General features: G+C 70.0%; 19 protein-coding genes. 4 read left to right on the forward strand and 15 right to left on the reverse strand.

Annotated features, from left to right (window positions below; all coding sequences use genetic code 11):
* Positions 1-7 precede the first annotated feature (7 nt).
* The 7 genes from ACT4N7_RS16735 to ACT4N7_RS16765 form a co-directional block, all read right to left on the reverse strand.
* Positions 8-850: an NUDIX domain-containing protein gene (locus tag ACT4N7_RS16735; RefSeq protein WP_444829666.1), complete on the reverse strand. Its 843-nt coding sequence runs from the start codon at positions 848-850 to the stop codon at positions 8-10.
* 29 nt (positions 851-879) lie between these two features.
* Positions 880-2,337: an AAA family ATPase gene (locus tag ACT4N7_RS16740; RefSeq protein WP_444829667.1), complete on the reverse strand. Its 1,458-nt coding sequence runs from the start codon at positions 2,335-2,337 to the stop codon at positions 880-882.
* A 112-nt stretch (positions 2,338-2,449) separates the two neighbouring features.
* Complete coding sequence (locus ACT4N7_RS16745; protein ID WP_444829668.1) at positions 2,450-4,951, reverse strand: DEAD/DEAH box helicase; 2,502 nt, start codon at positions 4,949-4,951, stop codon at positions 2,450-2,452.
* A 92-nt stretch (positions 4,952-5,043) separates the two neighbouring features.
* A complete protein-coding gene (locus tag ACT4N7_RS16750; protein WP_444829669.1) occupies positions 5,044-5,565 on the reverse strand; it encodes a hypothetical protein in 522 nt (173 codons plus the stop codon).
* Positions 5,566-5,810: 245 nt separating this feature from the next.
* A complete protein-coding gene (locus ACT4N7_RS16755; RefSeq protein WP_444829670.1) occupies positions 5,811-6,113 on the reverse strand; it encodes a hypothetical protein in 303 nt (100 codons plus the stop codon).
* Positions 6,114-6,274: 161 nt separating this feature from the next.
* A complete protein-coding gene (locus ACT4N7_RS16760) occupies positions 6,275-6,817 on the reverse strand; it encodes a flavoprotein (RefSeq protein WP_444829671.1) in 543 nt (180 codons plus the stop codon).
* Positions 6,814-7,746: a helix-turn-helix domain-containing protein gene (locus tag ACT4N7_RS16765; RefSeq protein ID WP_444829672.1), complete on the reverse strand. Its 933-nt coding sequence runs from the start codon at positions 7,744-7,746 to the stop codon at positions 6,814-6,816. The genes ACT4N7_RS16760 and ACT4N7_RS16765 overlap by 4 nt, the downstream gene beginning before the upstream one ends.
* A gap of 290 nt (positions 7,747-8,036) precedes the next feature.
* On the opposite strand from ACT4N7_RS16765, the gene ACT4N7_RS16770 reads away from it, so the two are divergent.
* Together ACT4N7_RS16770 and ACT4N7_RS16775 are read left to right on the forward strand one after the other, a co-directional pair.
* Positions 8,037-8,225: a hypothetical protein gene (locus ACT4N7_RS16770; protein WP_444829673.1), complete on the forward strand. Its 189-nt coding sequence runs from the start codon at positions 8,037-8,039 to the stop codon at positions 8,223-8,225.
* Positions 8,222-8,578, forward strand: a complete 357-nt coding sequence (locus ACT4N7_RS16775; RefSeq protein ID WP_444829674.1) for a hypothetical protein — start codon at positions 8,222-8,224, stop codon at positions 8,576-8,578. Before ACT4N7_RS16770 ends, ACT4N7_RS16775 begins: the two co-directional genes overlap by 4 nt.
* Before the next feature lie 574 nt (positions 8,579-9,152).
* Here ACT4N7_RS16775 and ACT4N7_RS16780 read toward each other — a convergent pair.
* The 4 genes from ACT4N7_RS16780 to ACT4N7_RS16795 form a co-directional block, all read right to left on the reverse strand.
* Positions 9,153-9,524, reverse strand: coding sequence for a hypothetical protein (locus tag ACT4N7_RS16780; RefSeq protein ID WP_444829675.1), 372 nt, complete (start codon positions 9,522-9,524; stop codon positions 9,153-9,155).
* 239 nt (positions 9,525-9,763) lie between these two features.
* A complete protein-coding gene (locus ACT4N7_RS16785; RefSeq protein ID WP_444829676.1) occupies positions 9,764-10,600 on the reverse strand; it encodes a metallophosphoesterase family protein in 837 nt (278 codons plus the stop codon).
* Positions 10,601-10,697: 97 nt separating this feature from the next.
* On the reverse strand, positions 10,698-11,159 hold the full coding sequence (locus tag ACT4N7_RS16790) for a (2Fe-2S)-binding protein (protein WP_444829677.1): 462 nt from the start codon (positions 11,157-11,159) through the stop codon (positions 10,698-10,700).
* A 27-nt stretch (positions 11,160-11,186) separates the two neighbouring features.
* Positions 11,187-13,466, reverse strand: coding sequence for a molybdopterin cofactor-binding domain-containing protein (locus ACT4N7_RS16795; protein WP_444829678.1), 2,280 nt, complete (start codon positions 13,464-13,466; stop codon positions 11,187-11,189).
* Positions 13,467-13,885: 419 nt separating this feature from the next.
* Here ACT4N7_RS16795 and ACT4N7_RS16800 point away from each other — a divergent pair, with 419 nt between their 5' ends.
* Together ACT4N7_RS16800 and ACT4N7_RS16805 are read left to right on the forward strand one after the other, a co-directional pair.
* Positions 13,886-14,797 carry an anti-sigma factor RsbA family regulatory protein gene (locus ACT4N7_RS16800; protein WP_444829679.1) on the forward strand — a complete coding sequence of 304 codons (912 nt, stop codon included), beginning with the start codon at positions 13,886-13,888 and terminating at the stop codon, positions 14,795-14,797.
* Between the two features lie 65 nt (positions 14,798-14,862).
* Positions 14,863-15,333, forward strand: a complete 471-nt coding sequence (locus tag ACT4N7_RS16805) for a hypothetical protein (RefSeq protein WP_444829680.1) — start codon at positions 14,863-14,865, stop codon at positions 15,331-15,333.
* Positions 15,334-15,337: 4 nt separating this feature from the next.
* Here ACT4N7_RS16805 and ACT4N7_RS16810 read toward each other — a convergent pair whose 3' ends face one another.
* The 4 genes from ACT4N7_RS16810 to ACT4N7_RS16825 all read right to left on the reverse strand — a co-directional run bounded on the left by ACT4N7_RS16810 (position 15,338) and on the right by ACT4N7_RS16825 (position 20,326).
* Positions 15,338-15,865, reverse strand: a complete 528-nt coding sequence (locus ACT4N7_RS16810) for a DUF998 domain-containing protein (RefSeq protein WP_444829681.1) — start codon at positions 15,863-15,865, stop codon at positions 15,338-15,340.
* Positions 15,866-15,895: 30 nt separating this feature from the next.
* Positions 15,896-17,734, reverse strand: coding sequence for a DNA helicase RecQ (gene recQ / locus ACT4N7_RS16815; protein ID WP_444829682.1), 1,839 nt, complete (start codon positions 17,732-17,734; stop codon positions 15,896-15,898).
* A gap of 77 nt (positions 17,735-17,811) precedes the next feature.
* Positions 17,812-18,990, reverse strand: coding sequence for an extracellular catalytic domain type 1 short-chain-length polyhydroxyalkanoate depolymerase (locus tag ACT4N7_RS16820; RefSeq protein WP_444829683.1), 1,179 nt, complete (start codon positions 18,988-18,990; stop codon positions 17,812-17,814).
* A 211-nt stretch (positions 18,991-19,201) separates the two neighbouring features.
* On the reverse strand, positions 19,202-20,326 hold the full coding sequence (locus ACT4N7_RS16825) for an aminotransferase class I/II-fold pyridoxal phosphate-dependent enzyme (protein WP_444829684.1): 1,125 nt from the start codon (positions 20,324-20,326) through the stop codon (positions 19,202-19,204).
* Positions 20,327-20,442: the final 116 nt, after the last annotated feature.

Genomic DNA, 20,442 nt, shown 5'->3' on the forward strand with positions numbered 1-20,442 from the left:
CCGGGCGTCAGGGGAGGCGGGCGAGGAGCCAGCGGGGGCCGGTCACCTGGGCGCCCGCCGATGCGCAGCGGGTGCGGAGTTCCCGGTCCGCCGTCACCACCAGGCAATTCGCGTCCAGCCTGCCCTCGACCGTGGCCACGATGGCGTCGTCGCCGCTGCCGGGGGCCGACACCACCGTGACGCCGTCGACCGACCCGACCCCGCGCGCCGCGCCCTCGACGACCAGGACGATCTCCGGGAAGGCCACGGCGAACGGGGCCATGCCGACCACACCGGGGCCTGCCAGCGCCGCCAGTTCGTCGCGCAGTCGGGCCGCCGCCGCCGCGCGGTCCTTCCACCACCCGTCCGCGCGGGAACCCATCACGTTCGCGCAGTCGACCACCAGCACCGGCCGCCGCAGGCAGGGGAGCAGCCGGGGCCAGGCCGCCGCGAACGGCGTGAACAGCGACCGATCGGGCACCTCGGCGACCGGCACCCAGGCGGCGTCCCGGGTCTCGTTCGAGGCGGGCTCGACCTCCGGCATCACGTCCAGCGCGCCGATCACCGTGTCATAGGCCCATTTTCCGTGGTCCTCACGCACCACGCCGTAGGGCCGCACGAGATCCGGGTCGAGCGTGCTCTCCTCGCCGGTCTCGCGCAGCGCGGCCGCCACCGCGTCCTCGTGGCTGTCGCGCGCCCCGCCGAACAGGCCCCACGTGTTGCCGCCGGGCGTCCACCACGCCCGCTGTTGCAACAGCACCTGCCCGTCCGGGCCGCCGTGCACCGCGAGCAGACCGGCCGCACCGTAGCGACCCCAGTGCACGTGGCCGCGGTCGCACCGCACCACCCGGTCGCCGTCGCCGCGGGGCATCGCTGTCCCTCTCTTTCGTCGATGGCGTCCTATGTCGGTGACGGCCAGGATGCCAGGACGTCGCGTGGTCCCCAGGCGAGGTCGATGTGGTCGGCGGTGTTGTCGGGCAGCGAGATGCCCGACCGCGCGACGACAGCGAGGCTCGGCTGTCCGACGCCGAAGCCTGGGACGTGGGTGGCCCCGTGGCGGAGAGCGGCCAGGTCGTGCGCGTCGAAGGGGCTGTTCAGCCACTTGATCGACCCGGCGAAGAACACGCGTTGCGCGAAGGGCGAGCGATCCGCGCCGACGAGGTCGATCTCAGGGTCGAATCTGCGGTTCCACCAGCCGCCCACGGTGGTCGCGTCGGGCCACGGCAGTGTCCCCGCCAGGGCGGCGAGTTCGAGCGCGGCGCGGATCAGGGGTTCCACCGCGCGGCCGCGCCAAGTGCTCCAGCGCCGGTCGAACAGGCGCACGCCTGCCTCGGGGCGACCGCGACGGGCTTGTTCCTGCGCGGTTCTACCGACGGCCAGGTACAGGCGGAGGTTGCTGTCGGCGACCCGGTACAGCGCGGGTTTGCCGGGTTGGGTCGACAGTGGCTGATCGATGGCGAGGACTCGCTTCTCCTCGGTCAGGCGGTGCAGGAGCGGGGACAGCGAACCCGAGGGGATGCTGCCATGACGGGTCCCGGCTGTGGCCGCGATGTTGGCGTAGGTGCGGTCGCCGCTGCCCACTGCCTCGATGACCCGCCTGGCCTGATCCGGGGTGGCGAACTCGGCCATCAGTGCGGACTCCGGGACGCTGAACACGGGGGCAGCCGGGTCCGCGCACTCGGTTTCCAGGAAACGAAGGGTCGGGGTGGCATGCGGCCAACTGCGGATGATGCCAGGCAGGCCGCCGGTGATCAGATGGGCGTCGATGGCGTCGGCGGCGTCCAGGCCGAGGGCGTGGCCGGTTTCGGCCGGGTTGAGTGGGCCCAGCACCATGTTGTCGGCTCGGCCGAAGAACGGCCGGTCATAGGCGGTGAGCCGTTCCATCATGTGGATGTCGCTGCCGAGGAGCAACAGCAGTACAGGGCGCGCGGCGAGGAGCCGGTCCCATGCCGTCTGCAGGGCGCCGTCGAACAGATCGTCCTGCTCGGTGAGCCAGGGCACCTCGTCCATGACGACGATCGCCGGTGCGGGAGGTAGCGCCGAGGCGAGGACCCGAAAGGCGTCCGGCCAACCGCCCGCGACTCGCCTGGGGATGAGTTCTCGGTCGGTCGCCAGGGACGACTCCGCCAGTTCGTCGAGGAAGGCTGCCACGGACTCGACCGGTGACGCGCCTTTGGTCGCGGTGTAGAACAGGTAGGGCAGGTCTGACCGGTCGCAGAACTCCTGGATCAGCCTCGACTTGCCGACTTGGCGACGCCCACGCAGGGTGAGGGCTGCCCCGGTGCCCGTCGCGGTGACCCGGTCGAGGCGTTTCCGTAGCAGGCCGAGTTCGCCCATTCTCCCGATGAACCCGTCCACGGCACCCCGCATAGGTAGGTGGCAACTACGTAGCTCCATCCTACATAGATCGGCGGGATTCCATCGGGTGCGCTCGACTTCATCGCAGGTTCGTCGCCTGCCACACTCGTCGTCAGAGTTCGCCGACGGCGGTGATGTGCACGACCGCGGTGCCCGCCTCGTCGGAGGCGGCCAGGTCGATCTCGGCGGTGAAGCCCCAATCGTGGTCGCCCGCCGGGTCTTCGAAGATCTGCCGGGCCAGCCAGCGGTCGGATTCGACCTCGATGATCAACAGCGCCGGGCCGCGGGCGTCGGGGCCGGTGCCCATGTGGCTGTGCGCCTGGAAGTACGGCTCCAGCGCATCGGCCCAGGAGTCGGCGTCCCAGCCGGTGCCCGCGTCCAGTTCGCCCAGGTCGTGGTAGGCGCGCCGGGCGGCGAGCTGAACCCGGTGGAACAGCGCGTTGCGCACCAGGACGCGGAACGCGCGCAGGTTCTTGGTGACCCCGGGCGGTGTGGCGTCCACCTGGTCGGTGACCTCGCCCGTCTCCGGGTTGGTCAGCTTCTCCCACTCGTCGAGGAGGCTGGAGTCGACCTGGCGCACCAGTTCGCCCAGCCACTCCACCAGATCGGTCAGCTCCTCGGTCTTCGCGTCGTCCGGCACCGTCTGGCGGACCGCGCGGAAGGCGTCGGCGAGGTAGCGCAGCACCAGGCCCTCGGACCGGGCCAGCGCGTAGAACGAGACGTACTCGGTGAAGGTCATGGCGCGCTCGTACATGTCGCGCACCACCGACTTCGGCGAGAGCTGGTGATCGCCCACCCACGGGTGCCCGCGCCGGTAGGTCTCGAACGCCCCGCCGAGCAGCTCCGCCAACGGCTTCGGGTGGGTGACCTGCTCCAGCAGCTCCATCCGCTGGTCGTACTCGATGCCTTCGGACTTCATCGCGGCGACGGCCTCGCCGCGCGCCTTGTGCTGCTGTGCCGAGAGAATCTGCCGTGGATCGTCCAAAGTGGACTCCACGACGGAGAGCACGTCGAGGGCGTAGCCCGGCGACTCCCGGTCCAGCAGCTCGATCGCGGCCAGCGCGAACGGCGACAGCGGCTGGTTGAGCGCGAAGTCGAACTGCAGATCGACGGTCAGCCGCACCCGGCGCCCCTGCTCGTCGGGCTCGTCGAGCTTCTCGACCACCCCGGCGGCGAGCAGCGCCCGGTAGATCGCGATGGCGCGCCGGATGTGCCGCCGCTGCGCGGGCCGGTCCTCGTGGTTGTCGGTGAGCAGGTGGCGCATCGCGGCGAACGCGTCGCCCGGGCGGCCGATCACGTTGAGCAGCATGGAATGGCTGACGTGGAAGCTCGACGTGAGCGGCTCCGGCTCGGCGTCGACCAGCCGCTCGAAGGTCGGCTTCCCCCACGACACCATGCCTTCCGGCGGCTTCTTGCGCACCACCTTGCGCCGCTTCTTCGGGTCGTCGCCGACCTTCGCCAGCGTCCGCTCGTTGTCGATCACGTGCTCGGGCGCCTGCACCAGCACCGTGCCGAGCGTGTCGTAGCCCGCGCGCCCGGCCCGCCCGGCGATCTGGTGGAACTCGCGCGCCTTGAGCAGCCGGGTCCGCACCCCGTCGTACTTCGACAGCGAGGTGAACACGACCGTCCTGATGGGCACGTTGATGCCGACGCCGAGGGTGTCGGTGCCGCACACGATCTTCATCAGCCCGGCCTGCGCCAGCCGCTCCACCAGCCGCCGGTACTTGGGCAGCATGCCCGCGTGGTGCACCCCGATGCCGTGCCGCACCAGCCGCGACAGCGTCTTGCCGAAGCCCGAGGAGAACCGGAAGTTGCCGATCAGCGCGGCGATCCGGTCCTTCTCCTCCCGCGTGCACACGTTGATGCTCATCAGCGCCTGCGCCCGCTCCAGCGCGGCGGCCTGGGTGAAGTGCACGACGTAGATCGGGGCCTGGTTGGTGCTGAGCAACTCCTCCAGCGCGTCGGTCAGCGTCGTCATCCCGAAGCTGTAGAACAGCGGCACCGGCCGTTCGGCCGAGGTGACCACCGCCGTGGGCCGCCCCGTGCGCCGGGACAGATCGTCGACGAACCGGGTGACGTCGCCGAGGGTGGCCGACATCAGCACGAACTGCACGTTCGGCAGCTCCAGCAGCGGAATCTGCCACGCCCAGCCCCGGTCGGGCTCGGCGTAGAAGTGGAACTCGTCCATCACGACCTGCCCGACATCGGCGTCCGCCCCGTCGCGCAGCGCGATGTTCGCCAGGATCTCGGCGGTACAGCAGATGATCGGCGCGGCCCCGTTGACCTGTGAGTCGCCGGTCATCATGCCGACGTTCTCCGCGCCGAACGTCTCGCACAGCGCGAAGAACTTCTCCGACACCAGCGCCTTGATGGGGGCGGTGTAGAAGGTGCGCTTCTCGTGGGCCAACGCGGTGAAGTGCGCGCCCGCCGCGACGAGGCTCTTGCCGGAGCCGGTGGGGGTGCTGAGGATGACGTTCGCCCCGGAGACGATCTCCATCAGGGCCTCTTCCTGGGCGGGGTACAGGGACAAGCCCTGTTCCTCGGCCCACGTGGCGAAGGCGGTGAAGAGGTCGTCGGGGTCGGGGGTGGCGGGGAGCCTGGCGGTGAGCGTCATGATGGGCTCGATCGTGCCAGGTGGAGGGCGCTCATCTCGTGGGGGGCGCGCATAGGTCGGTGGGACCGGGCCGAGACATGACGGGGCGGGTCCTACCCATCCCGTCGACAGAGGAGGTCTGTCCGGTCGGGATAGGAGAGGATGAGCACACCTCTGTCCGGGTTCATCTCCAGCGATTCGCAGATGCTGTCGTTCATTTCATTGTCGTTCTGGATCTCCGCCCAGGCTTTGTAGTCCCGGGGCGTGGGGCCGGTCGGGAAGTAGCGATTCAGGCCGTGGCAACTGATCAGTAACTCGGCCCGCCCCGCCTGATCGGGTTCGCCGACCTTCCCGACGCAGCCGTCGGTGTACGGTTCAAGGAGATACGCGCGAAGGCTGCCGCGCGCTGCCACCTCTCCCGTCGCTTTGATCTCCAGGTAATAGCTGCTGTCAGTCGTGTTGGCGAGTTGACGAGCAAACGCCCACTTGCCCGCCAGGGCGGCACTCGGCTGACCGCTGGACGTGACAGAAGACGACGGCCCCGGTGCGGACACATCATCGGACGACGAGCAGCCGACCACCATCACGAGCAGCAAGGCCGCCGAGCTGACACACCACTTCCGGTTCGAGAACACGCGGTGGACGCTACCCGCCCGGCACGGGAGACGTCCCGAACGGATACCTGTACCGGCTGTGCACGATTACAGGGGCAAGCATTTCAGAATGACCAGTCGCAAGTTCGAGGTCAACGGAAGCCTTACTAGTTCGGGCGTCTTGCGTATCGTGACCGGAGGAAGTCAGTGACGCCCATCGCGACGTCCAAGGGCAGGTGTTCTGCCAGTGCGCGGCGGGCGGTGCTGGTGAGGTCGATTGAGTAGGGCTATTCGTCGGTCACGCGGGCTGCGCGTTCGGCTACCAGTGCGCGGATGGCGTCGATGCCGCGCACTGCGGGCTCGGTGTCAGCGAGGTCGCGCATGGCGTCGGTGTCGGAGAGGACTTCGATGGTCTCGCGGAGTCGACGCAGCTCGCCGGAGGGCACGACATCGGCGACATGCTCGCCGTGGGCGATGACCGCTACGGTCTCGCCGTGCTCGGCACGGCGGATGGCGTCGTCCCAGGTGGCGGCCTGCCGACTGGCCGCGTGGAGGTCGTCGGCGGACACCGTGACAGGTTGTTCGCTCATAGGCGCAGGATACGGCGGCGCTCCCCGATTGTGCTCACGCCCCTCACCTTTCGCAACGAAGGCCGTTGAGTCCGGTTGCAACTCTCCGTGATTGCCATGGCTCGCGGTCAGGGGAGGGACGGGACGGAGGGGTGCGAAACCTCGAATTGAGCGGATCGCGCCTACCCTGAATTGGCCCGCTTCACCGCCTCAAGCGCCGAATGCCACGGGTACGAATCCATCGCCCGTCCACCTGTGCGCGGCGGATGCGGCACAAACCCGCCACTGCCGAAGAGCACCGAAACTCCCGATTCCCGTAGTTCGGCCACGCTCCGCTGGAAGACCCGGTTGGCGGCAAGCGCGGTGTTCACGAACGGCAGCACGGCAATGGGGAGGCCGAGGCCGGTCAGTTCGGCGAGTTGGGTGAGCACGTAGGTATCCGCGATACCGGCCGCCCACTTGTTGATGGTGTTGTAAGTGGCCGGGGCGACAATGACAGCCGTGGCTTTCGGCAAGGCCGGTTGCCCAGCGCGCTGGTGGCCGGTACGAACCGGATGGCCGGTCAGCGCTTCCAGCTCGCCGAGGTCAAGGAAGTGCTCGATGGCCGCAGGCGTGGCCAGGCACCACACTTCCCACCCATCGGCCTGCGCCAACTCGACCATGCGCGCACTGTGGCCAGCCGGACCCGCGCCGCAGACCATCAAGTACAACACCGGCTTGGTCACGCCTCCACGCCCGCCCGCCTGGCCATTTGCTTGACCAACTTGGCTGGCTCACCGCTCGTGTTGTGCAACAGTGAGCGGAGCAACCCATGCGCCAAGGGGCGGCAGCGTACTTCTTCCGGTGCGATTTGTTCAGCCTGTCCAAGCAACGCGACAGCCTGACGGTAATTGCCGACATTGGCGTGCGCTTCGGTGAGGTCAAGCAAGAAGTTCGACTGCCGTTCCGCAGACAAGGACATGACCGCAACCGGGTCAATGGTGGCGGCAAACGCTAATGCCCGCCCGCTTTCATGCAATCGCACCAACGCGGATACCCGGTGGATGAGCGTATTGATCATTCCAAAGAACGTGTGGTGCGTGTTGTAGTGCGGCTCGAACTTGTGTGCGGCCAACATGGCTTCGTCGTGCATTTCCCGCGCCAAAACGCTGTCTTCTTGGCCGGCCGCAGTGATCGAGCCGGCTAGATACAGCATGCCGTAGAGTGATAGGAGTTCGGTCGCGTTCGTCTCTGTTTCGGCGCGCATTCGGTCAGCCATCGCCAGCAGCGTGTGCGCGGCTTGGGATTGCTGGTGTGTGCTGGTCATGGCGCGAGCGACACTGCGGGTAGCCCGCGCAAGTGACCAGGTGTCGTCAACGGCCAGGCCGGGGTAGGCGGCCAAGGCCGCTCGAATAGCTTGGACTTCGGAGGCATCCACACACTGTTCGGCGCGCTGGGCGTAGTTGGCATCGGTCAGCACGACCGGGTCGAGGCCAAGGGCGGCGGCCACCCGCTCGATCATGGGCAGACGCGCCAGCTCTCGTTCGCCGGACTCGATCTTGTCCAGCCACGACGTTGATCGGCTAACCATGTCGGCAAACCGCTGGCGAGTCAGGTTCCGGCGTTCCCGCCAGTACCGAACCCTCTGGCCGATCTGCTGTGGCGCGCTGTCCAATGCCTCACCCGTTCGACCTGCGGCGACAGGTCAAGCGTAGCGGATCGGTGGTCACACATTTTGTACAAGTCGTCACCTTCCGTTGTCCGTAGCGTTCCGACCTGGCACCCGGCGTCGGGAGAACGCAGTTGCTTTCCCTGGCGGTCTTCCTTATGACCGTGCGTCGGCTCGCGGCGCTGGGTGTCGTCCAGAGGCAACTACCGGAGCTTGGGAGGCGGATAGCGGTGCGGACAGCACTCAGGGTTGGCGCATGGGTGACCATTGGTCGGGACTGCGAGATCAGGTATGTGATGCCTGAGCAGGAGCACATTGATTTCGTGTTCGGGGATCGGTCGAACAGTTTCGAGTTGGCGTTCAACGAAGACGGCCTGGCTCGTTTTGTTGGGTTGGCCACGCGTGCTTTGGCGGAGGCCAAAGTCTTGCGGGACAATGACGAGGCTGTGGTTGCGGGGGCCGGTGTCGGGTTGGTTGGTCCGTGAGCCATCAGCCCATTTCTGAGGCCGATGCCTGTGGTCGGTTCGCGGAGTTGGCCGAATTGGTCGCCATCCGGGAAGCGGGGTGGAGCTTTCATCTCCTGCGTGACAATGACGACGTGATCGGGATTGCCGCCAGTTACAGCCGGGAGCAGTACACCGATGCGGTGTTCGTCTTCGACCGTCGCCATGTGCTGGCCGCCCGGCTGGTGGCTGACGAGTACGGCGGTGGGATGGTCTGGTTCAGGGACGGCGCCGATCTGGTGGAGGTCGTCCGGGAACTGGTGGGGTTGCCCGCACCTGGTGAGCCGGGTGCGCCGTCGTTGGTGATCCGGGCGTCGTCGTTGTGGACGCCGTGATGGCGACCGGCGATGTCTGGCAGATGGTGGTGCTGTTCGTGGTGCCGGTGGTGTTGCTGTACGGCGGGCTGGTGTGGTGGGGCGCGCGCAAGGACCGGGAGCAGCGGTGATCGCCGCCCTGGTGGTGTCGGCGGCTGGTGTGTTCGTCGCCCGACTGGTGTCCTGGTGGGTCGCTCGGCTGCGGGTCGGGGTGCGGTCGTGACGGCGTCGGCGATGACCGCGCGGAACAGTGCGTTGCGGCGGTTGGCGATTCTGCTGAGCATGGACTGCGGGGTCGTGGTGCTGTTTCGGCACAACCGGGTGAGCAAGAAGCAAACCTGCATTTGGGGTCAGGGGCCGTCGGTGGACGAGATGCAACGCGCGGCCCGCAGGTACCTGGGAAAGATCACGGGATTGGAGCTGTCGGAGGTCGAATGGGCACGGTCGGCAGTGCTACTGGAAGCGGTGAATCGGCCGAAGAGTCGACAGGGGACTTACGGGGCGGAGGGTGGGGAGTACGGGTGAACTATGCGAGATGGCACGGTGAGCGAACCTGATCCATCGTCAGGCCACGTTACCTGCGGGGAAAGCGAGGTCAGAAGCGGTGGCCGTAGAGGACGCTGCGGACGGCGCCAATCACCGAGCTGAACAGCGGGAGGTTCGGGTTGTGCTGGTCGGGGGAGGTTGCCCAGAAGGCGACGGTGCGATCCGTTGTGCTGGTGGGCAACAGGACCCGGGCCCGTACCGGCTCGACTCCTGGGGGGAGGGGCCTGCTGAGCTGTTCCTCGGTGATGGGCTGGGTGAGGAACGTCCAGTCGGTGCGTTTGGCTGGGGTGGCCAGGACCGGGCCTGCCAGCATGCGCAGCCGCAGCCACCACTGGACTTCGGCGCCCAGGCCCGCGCGCATGCGCAGCGCTCCGATGTGGTCGCCCACGTCGAGGTACGCGCCCAGGGCATCACCGTCCACGGGCCATCCGAGGGTGCTTCGGTAATCCGAGACCTCGAACGAATGCGCAGCGTGTGCGCTCTCGTGCAGGTCGGACATCTCCGCCGCTGTCATGCCGAGCCGCCTTTCGAAGGTCGGCGGGCGGTGTGCCTTCCATGGCTCGGTTACCCGGCCGTCGACTGGTATTCACCAGAATGAGCGACTAAACCCGCGTTGGCTTATCCCAGCAGGCCATAACCCTGGCGTGATAGCGGCCACATCTACACCCGGGACGGGGCGGGGAGGATCTGGCGCAGGATTCCGTGTGGGTTGCCGTGCCGCCGCCACTCGCGGGGGTAGCCGAGGGAGACCTCCTGGAACAGCACCCCGTCGTAGTGGGTGATGCGGGGGATGTGCAGGTGGCCGTAGATCATCGCGGCGGTGGGGAAGCGGCGGTGCCAGTCGGCCGTCAACTCCGTGCCGCACCACTGGGCGAACTCCGGGTAGTGCAACACCCGCGTCGGTTCGCGGACCAGGGGATAGTGGTTGACCAGCACGAACGGGACCGAGTGGTCGCACGCGGACAGCCGGGCCTCGGTGTCCACGACCCTGGCCCGACACCAGTCTTCGCGGGTCGGGTGGGGGTCGGGGTGCAGGTAGTACTCGTCGGTGCAGACGACGCCGGTTTCGTGGGCGTAGGCCAGGGACTGCTCTTTGGTGTCACAGCCCGCCGGGCGGAACGTGTAGTCGTAACCCAGGAACAGCGGCGCGATCCGCACCGGGCCGCCCTCGCCCTCCCACACCGGGTACGGGTCCTCCGGGGTCAACACCCCGAGACGACGGCACAGCTCGACCAGCGCGTCGTACCGGGGGACGCCGCGCAACTGCACGGCGTCGGTCGGCACCGTCCACAGCTCGTGGTTGCCGGGGGTCCACACGACCTTCGCGAACCGGTCGGCGAGCAGCCGCAGCGCCCACTCGATCTCCTCGAACTTCTCCGCCACATCGCCCGCGACGATCAGCCAGTCGTCGTCGGACCCTGGGCGCAGGTCGCGTACGACCTGGCGGTTGTCGTCGTAGGAGATGTGCAGATCGCTGATCGCCAATAAGGTGCCCACGCCGCCGATCCTCCCATCCCGCCCCGACGCCCGGGTAGGAGACGGCCGTCTCAGGCGGCCCGCGCGGTGTGCGCAGGCCGCCCGAGACCGGTGACCGTCAGCCGCGCATCAGCTCGGCCGCCCGCTTGATCGCCTTGCGGACGCGGAAGTACGTGCCGCAGCGGCAGACGTTCTCGATCGCGTCGATGTCGGCGTCGGTCGGGTTGGTGGTGCGCCGCAGCAGCGCCACCGCCGCCATGATCTGGCCGGGCTGGCAGTAGCCGCACTGCGCGACGTCCTGTTCCAGCCACGCCTGCTGCACCGGGTGCAGCACGTCGCCGTCGGCGAGGCCCTCGATCGTGGTGACGTCCTTGCCCGCGACGTCGGCCACGGGGGTGACGCACGGGTTGAACGCCTGCCCGTCGAGGTGGCTGGTGCACGCCTTGCACACGTCGATGCCGCAGCCGTACTTCGGGCCCTTGACGCCGAGCTTGTCCCGCAGCGCCCACAGCGTGGGCAGGTCGGCGGGGGCGTCGACGGTGACCGTCTCCCCGTTGACGGAGAAGGTGTAGTTGGGCATGGGTGGTTCTCCTTTTACAGCTCTCCGTCAGCGGGGGAAAGGCTCGAAGTCGACCGGGAAGTTGATCGGGAAGCTGCGCGGCTTGATGCCGGTCGCGCGGGCGTAGGCGTTGGCGATCGCGCCCACCGCGGCGGGCACACCCAGCTCGCCCGCACCACCCGGCTCCCCGGTCGTCGGGGGCATGATGAAGATCTTCACCTCCGGCGGCGAGTCCTTCTGCCTGGCGTAGTGGAAGTGCGAGTAGCTGCCCTCCAGCGGCAGGCCCCGGTCGATGTGCAGCCCGGCGCGCAGCGTGGTGGAGATGGCGTCGGTGAGCCCGCCGAGCAACTGCGCCTCCAGGCCCTTCGGGTTGATCGGCAGCCCGTAGTCGCCCGCGATGACGGCCTTGACCACCCGCGGGTTCTTCGGGTCACGGGCGTCGATCTCGACCAGGCACGCCGTGCAGGACTTGTACTCGTCGTGCACGCCGACGCCCTGGGCGAACCCGGCGGGCATGACCTTGCCCCACTGGCCCTCGGCCGCGACCTTGTTCAGCACCGCGCGCTGCCGGTCGGACTTGAGGAACTCCCGGCGGAATGCCACCGGGTCCTTGCCCAGCTTGCGCGCCAGTTCGTCGACGAAGATCTCCTCGGCGCCGCGGGTCGACGCCGAGTACACCGACCGCCAGCTCGCGGTGTGCATCCGCAGCGGCACCTCGTTGAGGAGCTGCGTGGTGATGCCGAAGTTGTACGGCGACTTGATCGTGGTGAGGAACACCGTCTGCGCGAAGCTCAGGTTGCCGCCCACGGGCAGGCTCGCCGCCACCGCGGTCAGGATCTCGCCGAGGCCGTGCCGGAAGTCGGTCTCCACGCTGGCCACGCGGTGCTCGAAGGTGAGCACCTGGCCCAGCGCGAAGGTCGCCCGGATCTTGTGGTGCGACGCCGCGCGCGCCCGGCCGTGGCGCATGTCGTCGACGCGGGTCCACAGCAGTTTGACCGGGCGGCCCATCTTCTTCGAGATCCGCGCCGCCTCCAGCGCCGAGTCGAAGAACAGCCTGCGGCCGAACGACCCGCCGCCCTGCACCACGTGCACCTTGACCTGGTTCTGCGGCAGGCCCAGCTCCGCGGCGATGGTCTGCTGCGCCACGATCGGCGACTTGAGCCCGGCCCAGATCTCGGCTCGGTCGGCCCGCACGTCGGCGATCGCCGAGTTGGTCTCCAGCGGCGCGTGGCTGACGAAGGCGAAGTCGAACTCGGCGTCGACGTGCTGGGTCAGCAGTGGCGGCACCAGGAACGGCAGCGCGGCGCCGCGCAGCTTCTGCTTGATCGTCGCGTCGGACTCGCCGTCGACGGTGCCCTTGTTCCAGGTGACCCGCAGCGCCTCCTTGGCGTCCTGCGCCTGCCCGAACGTCTCGGCCAGCACCGCGACACCGGTCTGGATCACCGCGATGTCCACCACACCGGGCATGGCGCGGACCGCGGCCTCGTTGTCCACCGAGCGGACGGTGCCGTTGATCGTCGGCGGCCTGCGCACCATCGCGGGCAGCGCGCCCGGCACGTCCAGATCCAGGGTGTAGCGCTGCTGCCCGGTGACCATCGCGCGCGCGTCCTGGCGCGGCGTCGCCGTGCCGATCACGCTGAACTGCGCGACCGCCTTGGGCTTGGCCGAGCCGACCCTCAGGTCGGACCGGGCCGCGGCGGCGGTCAGCGAGCCGTAGCCCGCGGTGCGCCCGTCCGGCGCCACGACCGCGCCATCGCGGGTGCGCAGACCCGAGGTCGAGGTGTTCCAATGCTTCGCCGCGGCGGCCACCATGCGCGCCCTGGCCGAGGCCGCGGTCTGCCGGATCGGGCCGTAGACGGAGCGGATCGTGTTGGAGCCGCCGGTGAGCTGGTTGAACAGCAACTCCGGGCGGGCGTCGTCGAGCTCGACGCGCACCATCGACAGCGGCAGGTCCAGCTCCTCGGCCACCAGCATCGCGGTGGCCGTGGTGATGCCCTGGCCGACCTCCGACCGGGGCAGCTTCAGCGTGGCCTTCCCGTCCGCGCCGACCGTCAGCGTCAGCATGCCGGAGGTGGGCAGGCCCGCGAGGATCAGCGCGTCGCCCAGGTCGAGGAGGTCCGCCGGGGCGGGCAGCGTCGGGATGACGGCCTCGGCGCTGCCGGGCGCGACCGCGTCGATCGTGAGCTTGGTGGCGACGGTCAGCGTCGGCGCGGCGACCAGGTAGGTCAGGAACCGGCGCCTGCCGAGGCCGCCGCGCTCCTGGTCCTGCTCGGGACGGTCGACGGGCTCGTCGCCCGCCTGCTCGGACGGTGTGGTGGGACTGGCCATGGAAACCCTTTCAACGTGACCCCGACGCCCGCTCGGGACTGGGCGTGGGCAGGGTGGAGGGACGACACGGCGGCGAGGTCGGGAGTGCTGGCGGCACGACGTACCGGCGCGCGCGGGCGGATGGCCCAGTGCGCGGACGGCCGGACGCACGGCGGGTGGTTACGCCGAACGGGGTCATGGCGGCCTCCTCGAAGCTATGACGAGGCGACTGTAAGCGCGCTCGCGGACCTGATTCAACGATGCGTAGTCGTGTCGCGCGATCTCTGTGACCAGGTGACACCGAGGTGGGGTTCGCGGTGTGCCTGGGCACAGTGCTGGGTCCGTCTCGGCTGGACGATCGGCCGCCTCGGCCTGTCCCGCGTAGATTGGGATGCGATCTAGGGGGTGTGGATGGGCGACGCGTCGGTCCTGAGTCGATCATGACGGTCGAGGACCGGCACACCGCCGTGCTCTACCGCGGGGTCGTCGAGTATCTCGCCGCCGTGGTGCCGTTCGTCCGCGACGGGGTGGCCGCGGGCGTGCCGGTCACCGTCGCCGCGCCCACCGCGAATCTCGGCCTGCTGCGCGCGGAGTGCGCGGCGGGCGGGCTGGCCGACCGGGTCCGCTGGCTCGACGTCGGGGAGGTCGGCCGCAACCCCGGCCGGATCGTGCCCGCCGTGCTGCACCCGCTGTTCGGCGGTCCGGCGCGGGTGGTCACCGAGGTGGTTTGGCCCGGTCGTCCCGCTGCCGAGTACCGGTCGTGCGTGCGGCACGAGGCGCTGGCCAACCGGGTGCTGGCGGGCCGCGCGGTGCGGGTGCTGTGCCCGTACGACGCGCAGGAGCTGAGTCCGGTCGAGCTGGCCGACGCCGCCGTCACCCATCCGGCGCTGCTGGAGCGCGGCGAGCGCAGGCCCAGCGCGGGCTACGCGCCGCAGACCGTTCTCGACGCCTACAACACCGCGCTGCCGCCCCCCGACGACGCCCTGATCTGGCATGTCGGCGCGGGTGAGCTGTCCGCCGCCCGCCGGATGGCCACCGGCCACGCGCGCAGGCTCGGCTTCGGCGACGACCGGCTCGCCGACATCGCGCTGGTCGTGAGCGAGCTGGTCACCAACAGCATCGAGCACGGCGCGGGCCGCGCCCGGCTGCGCACATGGACCTCCGGGACCGAGTTCGTCTGCGAGGTCTTCGACGAGGGCCGCTTCCCCGACCCGCTCGCCGGGCTCTGGCCCGCGTCCCCCTACCAGCCGCACGGGCGGGGCCTGCAGCTCGTCAACAGCCTCGCCGACCTCGTCACCAGCCAGTGCGACGAGCACGGGACCGCGATCCGGGCGCACTTCGCCCGCGGCTGAGCGCTTCACCGCGGCCGAGAGCGGGTACGTCCTGGGAAAGCGACTCGGACCAGGAGGACTCGCAGATGACCGAGCATTCCCGCGGGTTGGCGCGGCGGCTGGTCGCGGTCGCCCGCGGCGGCGAGCCCGACCCTGGCGGCGAGTACCTGTCGCTGGAGGTGCTGGCCGTGCCCGAGCAGCGCGCCCGGCTGCGCGCGGTACTGGGCGAACTCGTCGGCGCGACCGCGTCGATGATGTTGCACCGCGCCACCGCCCGCCCGCTCCCGGACCGCGCGTTCGCCCTCGACCTGCGTGACGACGCCGGGGAGCCGGTCGACGTCGACCGGCTCGACCCGCCGGTCCGCGGGCTGGTCCGCGCGCTGCTCGCCGAACTGAACGGCAGGCCGCAGGACACCGGCTTCCAGCTCGACCTCGCGGTACTCGACGACCTTCGGTTCGACCCGGTGGACGTGCTGGAACTGGCCCTGCTGTGGACCGCGGGCTCCCTGCAGTGGTGCGAGGAGCACGACGCGCCCACGCCGGCCTGGCTCTCCTGAGCGGTTACCGGTCGCGAACCAGGTACCAGGCGGTGGCGGCGGGCCAGAGAACCTGGGCGCCCGCCAGCACGCGCTCCGCCAGGCCGACGTAGGCGTCCTGGGACAGCGTCACCCCGAAGCCCGCCAGCGCGGCCAGCAGCACCACCCCGGCCGCGCGCGACCCCGGTGTCCGCGCGAACAGCGGCCACGCCGACAGCGCCCCGAACGCCACGCCGGCGGCGGGCGCGTGGCCCGCGACCGGCAGCGGCAGGGCCGCGACCAGCACACTTGCCACGCCGCCCGCGGCGAGCAGGACCCGGCCCGCCGGTCGGGCGCCGGTGAGGCCCGCGGCCGTCACCAGGTGGCAGACGCCGGTCACCGCGATGCCCGCGGTCATCACCCACCGCTCGTGGGCGCCGATGGCGGCCAGCGCGCTGATGGTGTCCCGCACCTGGTCGAACTCGTCGGGGCGGCGGGCAGCCGCGACGGTCCAGCCGCCGATCAGCGCGACCGGCGCGAGCGTGGCGGACGCGACGGCCCAGCGTTTGATCACAAAAGACCCCTGTCCGGGACGGGTGGAAGGTCAGCCGGTCTCGGCGAGCGCGTCGAGAACCTGTTGGCCGTAGCGCGCTAGCTTGTTCTCGCCGATCCCGCTGATCGTGCCCAGCTCGGCCAGTGTCGACGGCGACTCGGCGGCGATCTGGCGCAGCGTGGCGTCATGGAAGACGACGTAGGCGGGGACGCCCTGCTCCTTCGCCGTCGCGCCCCGCCAGGCGCGCAGCCGGTCGAACACGGGCGCGGCGGCCGCGGGCAGCTCTACGGCGACCGCGGCGGCGCGGCGGGTCTTGGCCGGTCGGGCGGCGCGCTCGGGCTCGCGGCGCAGCATCACCTCGCGGGTCTTGCCCAGCACCTCGGCGCTCGCCTCGGTCAGGGCGAGGGTGCCGTAGTCGCCCTCGACGGCGAGCAGGCCCTGGGCGAGGAGTTGGCGCACCACGCCGCGCCACTCGGTGTCCTTGAGCTCGGTGCCGATGCCGAACACGCTCAGCGCGTCGTGCCGGTGCTGGGTGACCTTCTCCGTCTGCTTGCCCAGCAGGATGTCGATCACCTGGCCCGCACCGAACCGCTGGCCCCGCTCGCGGTCGAGCCGGAACACCGTCGACAGCAGCTTCTGCGCCGGGACCGTGCCGTCCCACGACTCCGGCGGGCTCAGGCAGGTGTCGCAGTTGCCGCACGGCTCGCCGCGCTGGCCGAAGTAGTTGAGCAACTGCACCCGGCGGCACTGGACCGTCTCGCACAGCGCGAGCATCGCGTCGAGGTGCGCGCCGAGCCTGCGCCGGTGCGCGTCGTCGCCCTCGGAGGTGTCGATCATCTTGCGCTGCTGCACGACGTCCTGGAGGCCGTAGGCGAGCCACGCGGTCGACGGCAGCCCGTCGCGCCCGGCGCGGCCCGTTTCCTGGTAGTAGCCCTCGACGGACTTCGGCAGGTCGAGATGCGCGACGAACCGCACGTCGGGCTTGTCGATGCCCATGCCGAACGCGATCGTGGCGACCACGATCAGCCCGTCCTCGCGCAGGAACCGCGACTGGTTGCGCGCGCGGGTCCGCGAGTCCAGGCCCGCGTGGTAGGGCACGGCCGCGATCCCGTTCCCCACCAGGAACTCCGCGGTCTTCTCCACCGACGCGCGGGACAGGCAGTAGACGATGCCCGCGTCGCCCGCGTGCTCGGCGCCGATCAGGTCGAGGAGCTGCTTCTGCGGGCTGTTCTTCGACACGATCCGGTACTGGATGTTGGGCCGGTCGAAACTGGCCACGAAGTGCCGGGCGTCGGCCAGGTTGAGCCGCTGCGCGATCTCGGTGTGGGTGGCCTCGGTCGCGGTGGCGGTGAGCGCGATCCTCGGCACCTCGGGCCACCGCTCGTGCAGCTCCGAGAGCATCAGGTAGTCGGGCCGGAAGTCGTGGCCCCACTGGGACACGCAGTGCGCCTCGTCGATGGCGAACAGCGCGATCTTCCCGCGCTCCAGCAGCCGCACCGTCGACTCGACCCGCAGCCGCTCGGGCGCCAGGTAGAGCAGGTCGAGCGCGCCGGACAGGAACGCCTCCTCCACCTCCCGGCGCTGGTCGAAGCCCTGCGTGGAGTTCAGGAAGCCCGCGCGCACGCCCAGGTTGGTCAGCGCGTCCACCTGGTCCTGCATGAGCGCGATCAGCGGCGAGATCACCACGCCGACGCCCTCGCGCACCAGCGCGGGAATCTGGTAGCACAGTGACTTGCCGCCGCCGGTGGGCATCAGCACCAGCGCGTCGCCCCCGGCGACGACGTGGCCGATGATCTCGCCCTGCTCGCCGCGGAACGAGTCGTAGCCGAACACCCGGCGCAGGACTTCGGCGGCGGGGGTCAGTTCGGTGCTGGTGTCGGCGGAAGGCACCCCGCGATCTTACGAGGCCCGACCCCGCCCGTGGCGCGAGCGGGGTCCGGCCTGTGGACAACTTCCTGGCAACCCGGTCAGGGGCAGGCGCCGTCGGCGATCACGTAGTAGCCCGGCGAGGTCTGCTTCAGCGTGTGCGTGGTGAAGGTGTTGTAGAGCCCCATCGCCTGGTTCGAGCCGTTGGCGTAGGTCTGGCCGAGGGAGTGGTGCGCCCGACCGGCGGCGACCTGGCCGTAGTTGTGCGTGGTGAAGCACGCGGCCGGTGGCGGTGTGGTGGTCGAGGTCGGTGCGGTGGTCGTGGTGGTGGGCGGGGGAGTGCCGCCGATCAGGCCCCAGAACCTCGCCATGTGGTACGCCGCGCAGATGTTGACGTCGAGGATGTAGGCGACCGGGGTGCCGCACTGGGTCGAGCCGGATCCCGGGTCGATCGGCTGGCCGTGGTTCATCCCGGTGATCTCGTAGCTCTCCACCACCGATCCGTAGACCTTGTGCGGGAAGCCCGCGACCGTGTCGCTGACCTCAGGCGTCTGGTCGGTGCCGTTGACATCGGTCCACTGGTCGACCAGTTCGGTCAGGTTGACCGGCCGCACGGTCGAGTCCGCGGTTCCATGCCAGATCGACACCTTCGGGCGCGGCCCGGACGCCGCCGCCCGAACCTTGTCGCCCCACTGCGCAGGCGTCATCGTGACGCCCGGGTTCAGGCAGCTGAACGCGGCCGCCAGGCCGACGCCGCACCGGTAGGGGATGCCCGCGACGATGCCGCCGCCCGCGAACACGTCGGGGTAGGTGGCGAGCATGACCGAGGTCATGGCGCCGCCCGCGGACAGGCCCGTGGCGTAGGCCGTGGTCGAGCCGAAGTCGCTCTTCATCCGGTCGACCATCTGCTTGATCGACAGGGCTTCCCCGGAGCCGCGGGCGATGTCGCCTGCCTCGAACCAGTTGAAGCAGGAGTTGGCGTTGTTGGCCGAGCGCTGTTGGGGGAGCACGACGGCGAAGCGGTGGGTGTCGGCGAGCCGGGTCCAGCCGGTGTTCGTGCCGTACCCGGACGCGTTCTGGGTGCACCCGTGCATGGCGACGACGAGCGGGCGGCCCGCGGGGAGTCCATCCGGGACGTATCGGAACATTTGCAGATTCCCCGGATTGGAGCCGAATCCGGTCACTTCCTGCACGGCGGCGGCCTGGGCCGGGCGTTCGGTGCCCACCAGGACGAACGCGACGACGGCGAGCACGGTCAGGATCGCGGACAGCACTGTCATCGGCCGGCGACCTGGTGGGGCAGCAGGGTTTTCGGGCGCGTCGATGGCGCGGTGATCAGACATGACACAGCCTCCACACTGAGGATGAGTGATCCTGTCGCCCCGGGTACTGTCGATCTTAGAGTCCGATCAGGCCCGTGACTGTGGTCACAACCGCCACTTTCCGGCAGCCGGTTATGTGGGTGCGGCTGTCAGTCCACCTGCGACAGTGTCAGCGGCGCTTGTCCAGCCAGGTGGCCCACAGGTCCAGCGCCTCCCGCGGGTCGCGGCGACCCACCCCGAGCCGGAACCGGTCGGCGGGCGTCGCGGTCAGCGCCGAGCGGAACACGCTCGCGGGCAGCAGCAGAACCCCTTGCTGCGCCACGAGTTCGGCGCACATCGCCTCGACGCCGTCCTGGCCGAGGTAGCGGGGGAAGCACACGGTGCCACCCTGCGGCGGCGCCCACTCGAACAGGTCGGGGTACCGGGCGAAGAACGCGTCGAACACCGGCAGGTTGTCCGCGACGATCCGCCGGTTGCGTGCCAGGACGCGGTCGCGGGCCCGCAGCGCGATCAGCGCGAGCGCCTCGCTCGGTCCCGAGTTGCACAGCGACGTGTAGTGCTTGGCGCGGGCCAGCATGCCCAGCAGGGCGCGGTCGCGGCAGGCGATCCAGCCGATCCGCAGCCCGGGCAGACCGTACGCCTTGGACAGGCCGTTGACCGATAGCGCCGAGTCGGCCAGATCGACCGCCTGCGGCAGCGCGGTGTCGGACAGGCCCCGCTGCACCTCGTCGCTGACCAGGTGGATGGCGCGTCGCTCGCACAGCCGCACCAGCCTGCGCCAGGTCGTCTCGTCGGGGACCGCGCCGGTCGGGTTGTTGGGGAAGTTGACCGACACCAGGCGCGTCGTGCGGCGCAGCGCTCGCTCGACGGCGTCGACGTCGAGCGCCCAGCCGTGCTCGGCGCGCAGCGCGACCCCGGTGACCGCGCAGACTGACAGCGGGACGGTCTCGGCGGCCTGGTAGTCGGGGGTGACCCCGACGGCGTGGTCACCCGGTTCGAGGAGCACCTGCATGGCCAGGTAGAGGGCTTCCTCGGCGCCCGCGAAGCACACGATGTCGTCGGCGGTGACCCCGTCGTAGGTGGCCGCGATCGCCTCGCGCAGGACCGGGAGCCCGGCGGTCTCGGTGTAGCCCAGGCTCAGTGACGCCCAGCGCGCCCGGCCGTCGTCGTCGGCGAGGTCGAGCAGTTCGGCCATGGTCAGCGGCTCGACGTCGGACGCCGACAGGTGGTGGCGGGCGCTGAACTCCCATCGGGCCAGGTGGGCGGCCAGCCGGAAGTCCGGGAGTGTCGGCATTTCGCGGGTCCTTTCGGGCTTTCGGCACGGACGTCGGCAGGCGACCGGGTGCGCGGGGGTCGCGCGCACCGGGGAAGTCGACTCCGTTCGCGCATGGTGCTCGTCGCGCGCTGAGG

The sequence above is a fragment of the Actinokineospora sp. genome, assembly GCF_052390155.1.
GTDB lineage: Bacteria > Actinomycetota > Actinomycetes > Mycobacteriales > Pseudonocardiaceae > Actinokineospora.

Coding starts and splice junctions, on each gene's coding strand:
- ACT4N7_RS16745 (WP_444829668.1), bottom strand. CDS start 4,951: ATGACGCTCACCGCCAGGCTCCCCGCCACCCCCGACCCCGACGACCTC.
- ACT4N7_RS16820 (WP_444829683.1), bottom strand. CDS start 18,990: ATGACAGTGCTGTCCGCGATCCTGACCGTGCTCGCCGTCGTCGCGTTC.
- ACT4N7_RS16805 (WP_444829680.1), top strand. CDS start 14,863: ATGACCGAGCATTCCCGCGGGTTGGCGCGGCGGCTGGTCGCGGTCGCC.
- ACT4N7_RS16770 (WP_444829673.1), top strand. CDS start 8,037: ATGCCTGAGCAGGAGCACATTGATTTCGTGTTCGGGGATCGGTCGAAC.
- ACT4N7_RS16825 (WP_444829684.1), bottom strand. CDS start 20,326: ATGCCGACACTCCCGGACTTCCGGCTGGCCGCCCACCTGGCCCGATGG.
- ACT4N7_RS16795 (WP_444829678.1), bottom strand. CDS start 13,466: ATGGCCAGTCCCACCACACCGTCCGAGCAGGCGGGCGACGAGCCCGTC.
- ACT4N7_RS16800 (WP_444829679.1), top strand. CDS start 13,886: ATGACGGTCGAGGACCGGCACACCGCCGTGCTCTACCGCGGGGTCGTC.
- ACT4N7_RS16790 (WP_444829677.1), bottom strand. CDS start 11,159: ATGCCCAACTACACCTTCTCCGTCAACGGGGAGACGGTCACCGTCGAC.
- ACT4N7_RS16755 (WP_444829670.1), bottom strand. CDS start 6,113: ATGAGCGAACAACCTGTCACGGTGTCCGCCGACGACCTCCACGCGGCC.
- ACT4N7_RS16735 (WP_444829666.1), bottom strand. CDS start 850: ATGCCCCGCGGCGACGGCGACCGGGTGGTGCGGTGCGACCGCGGCCAC.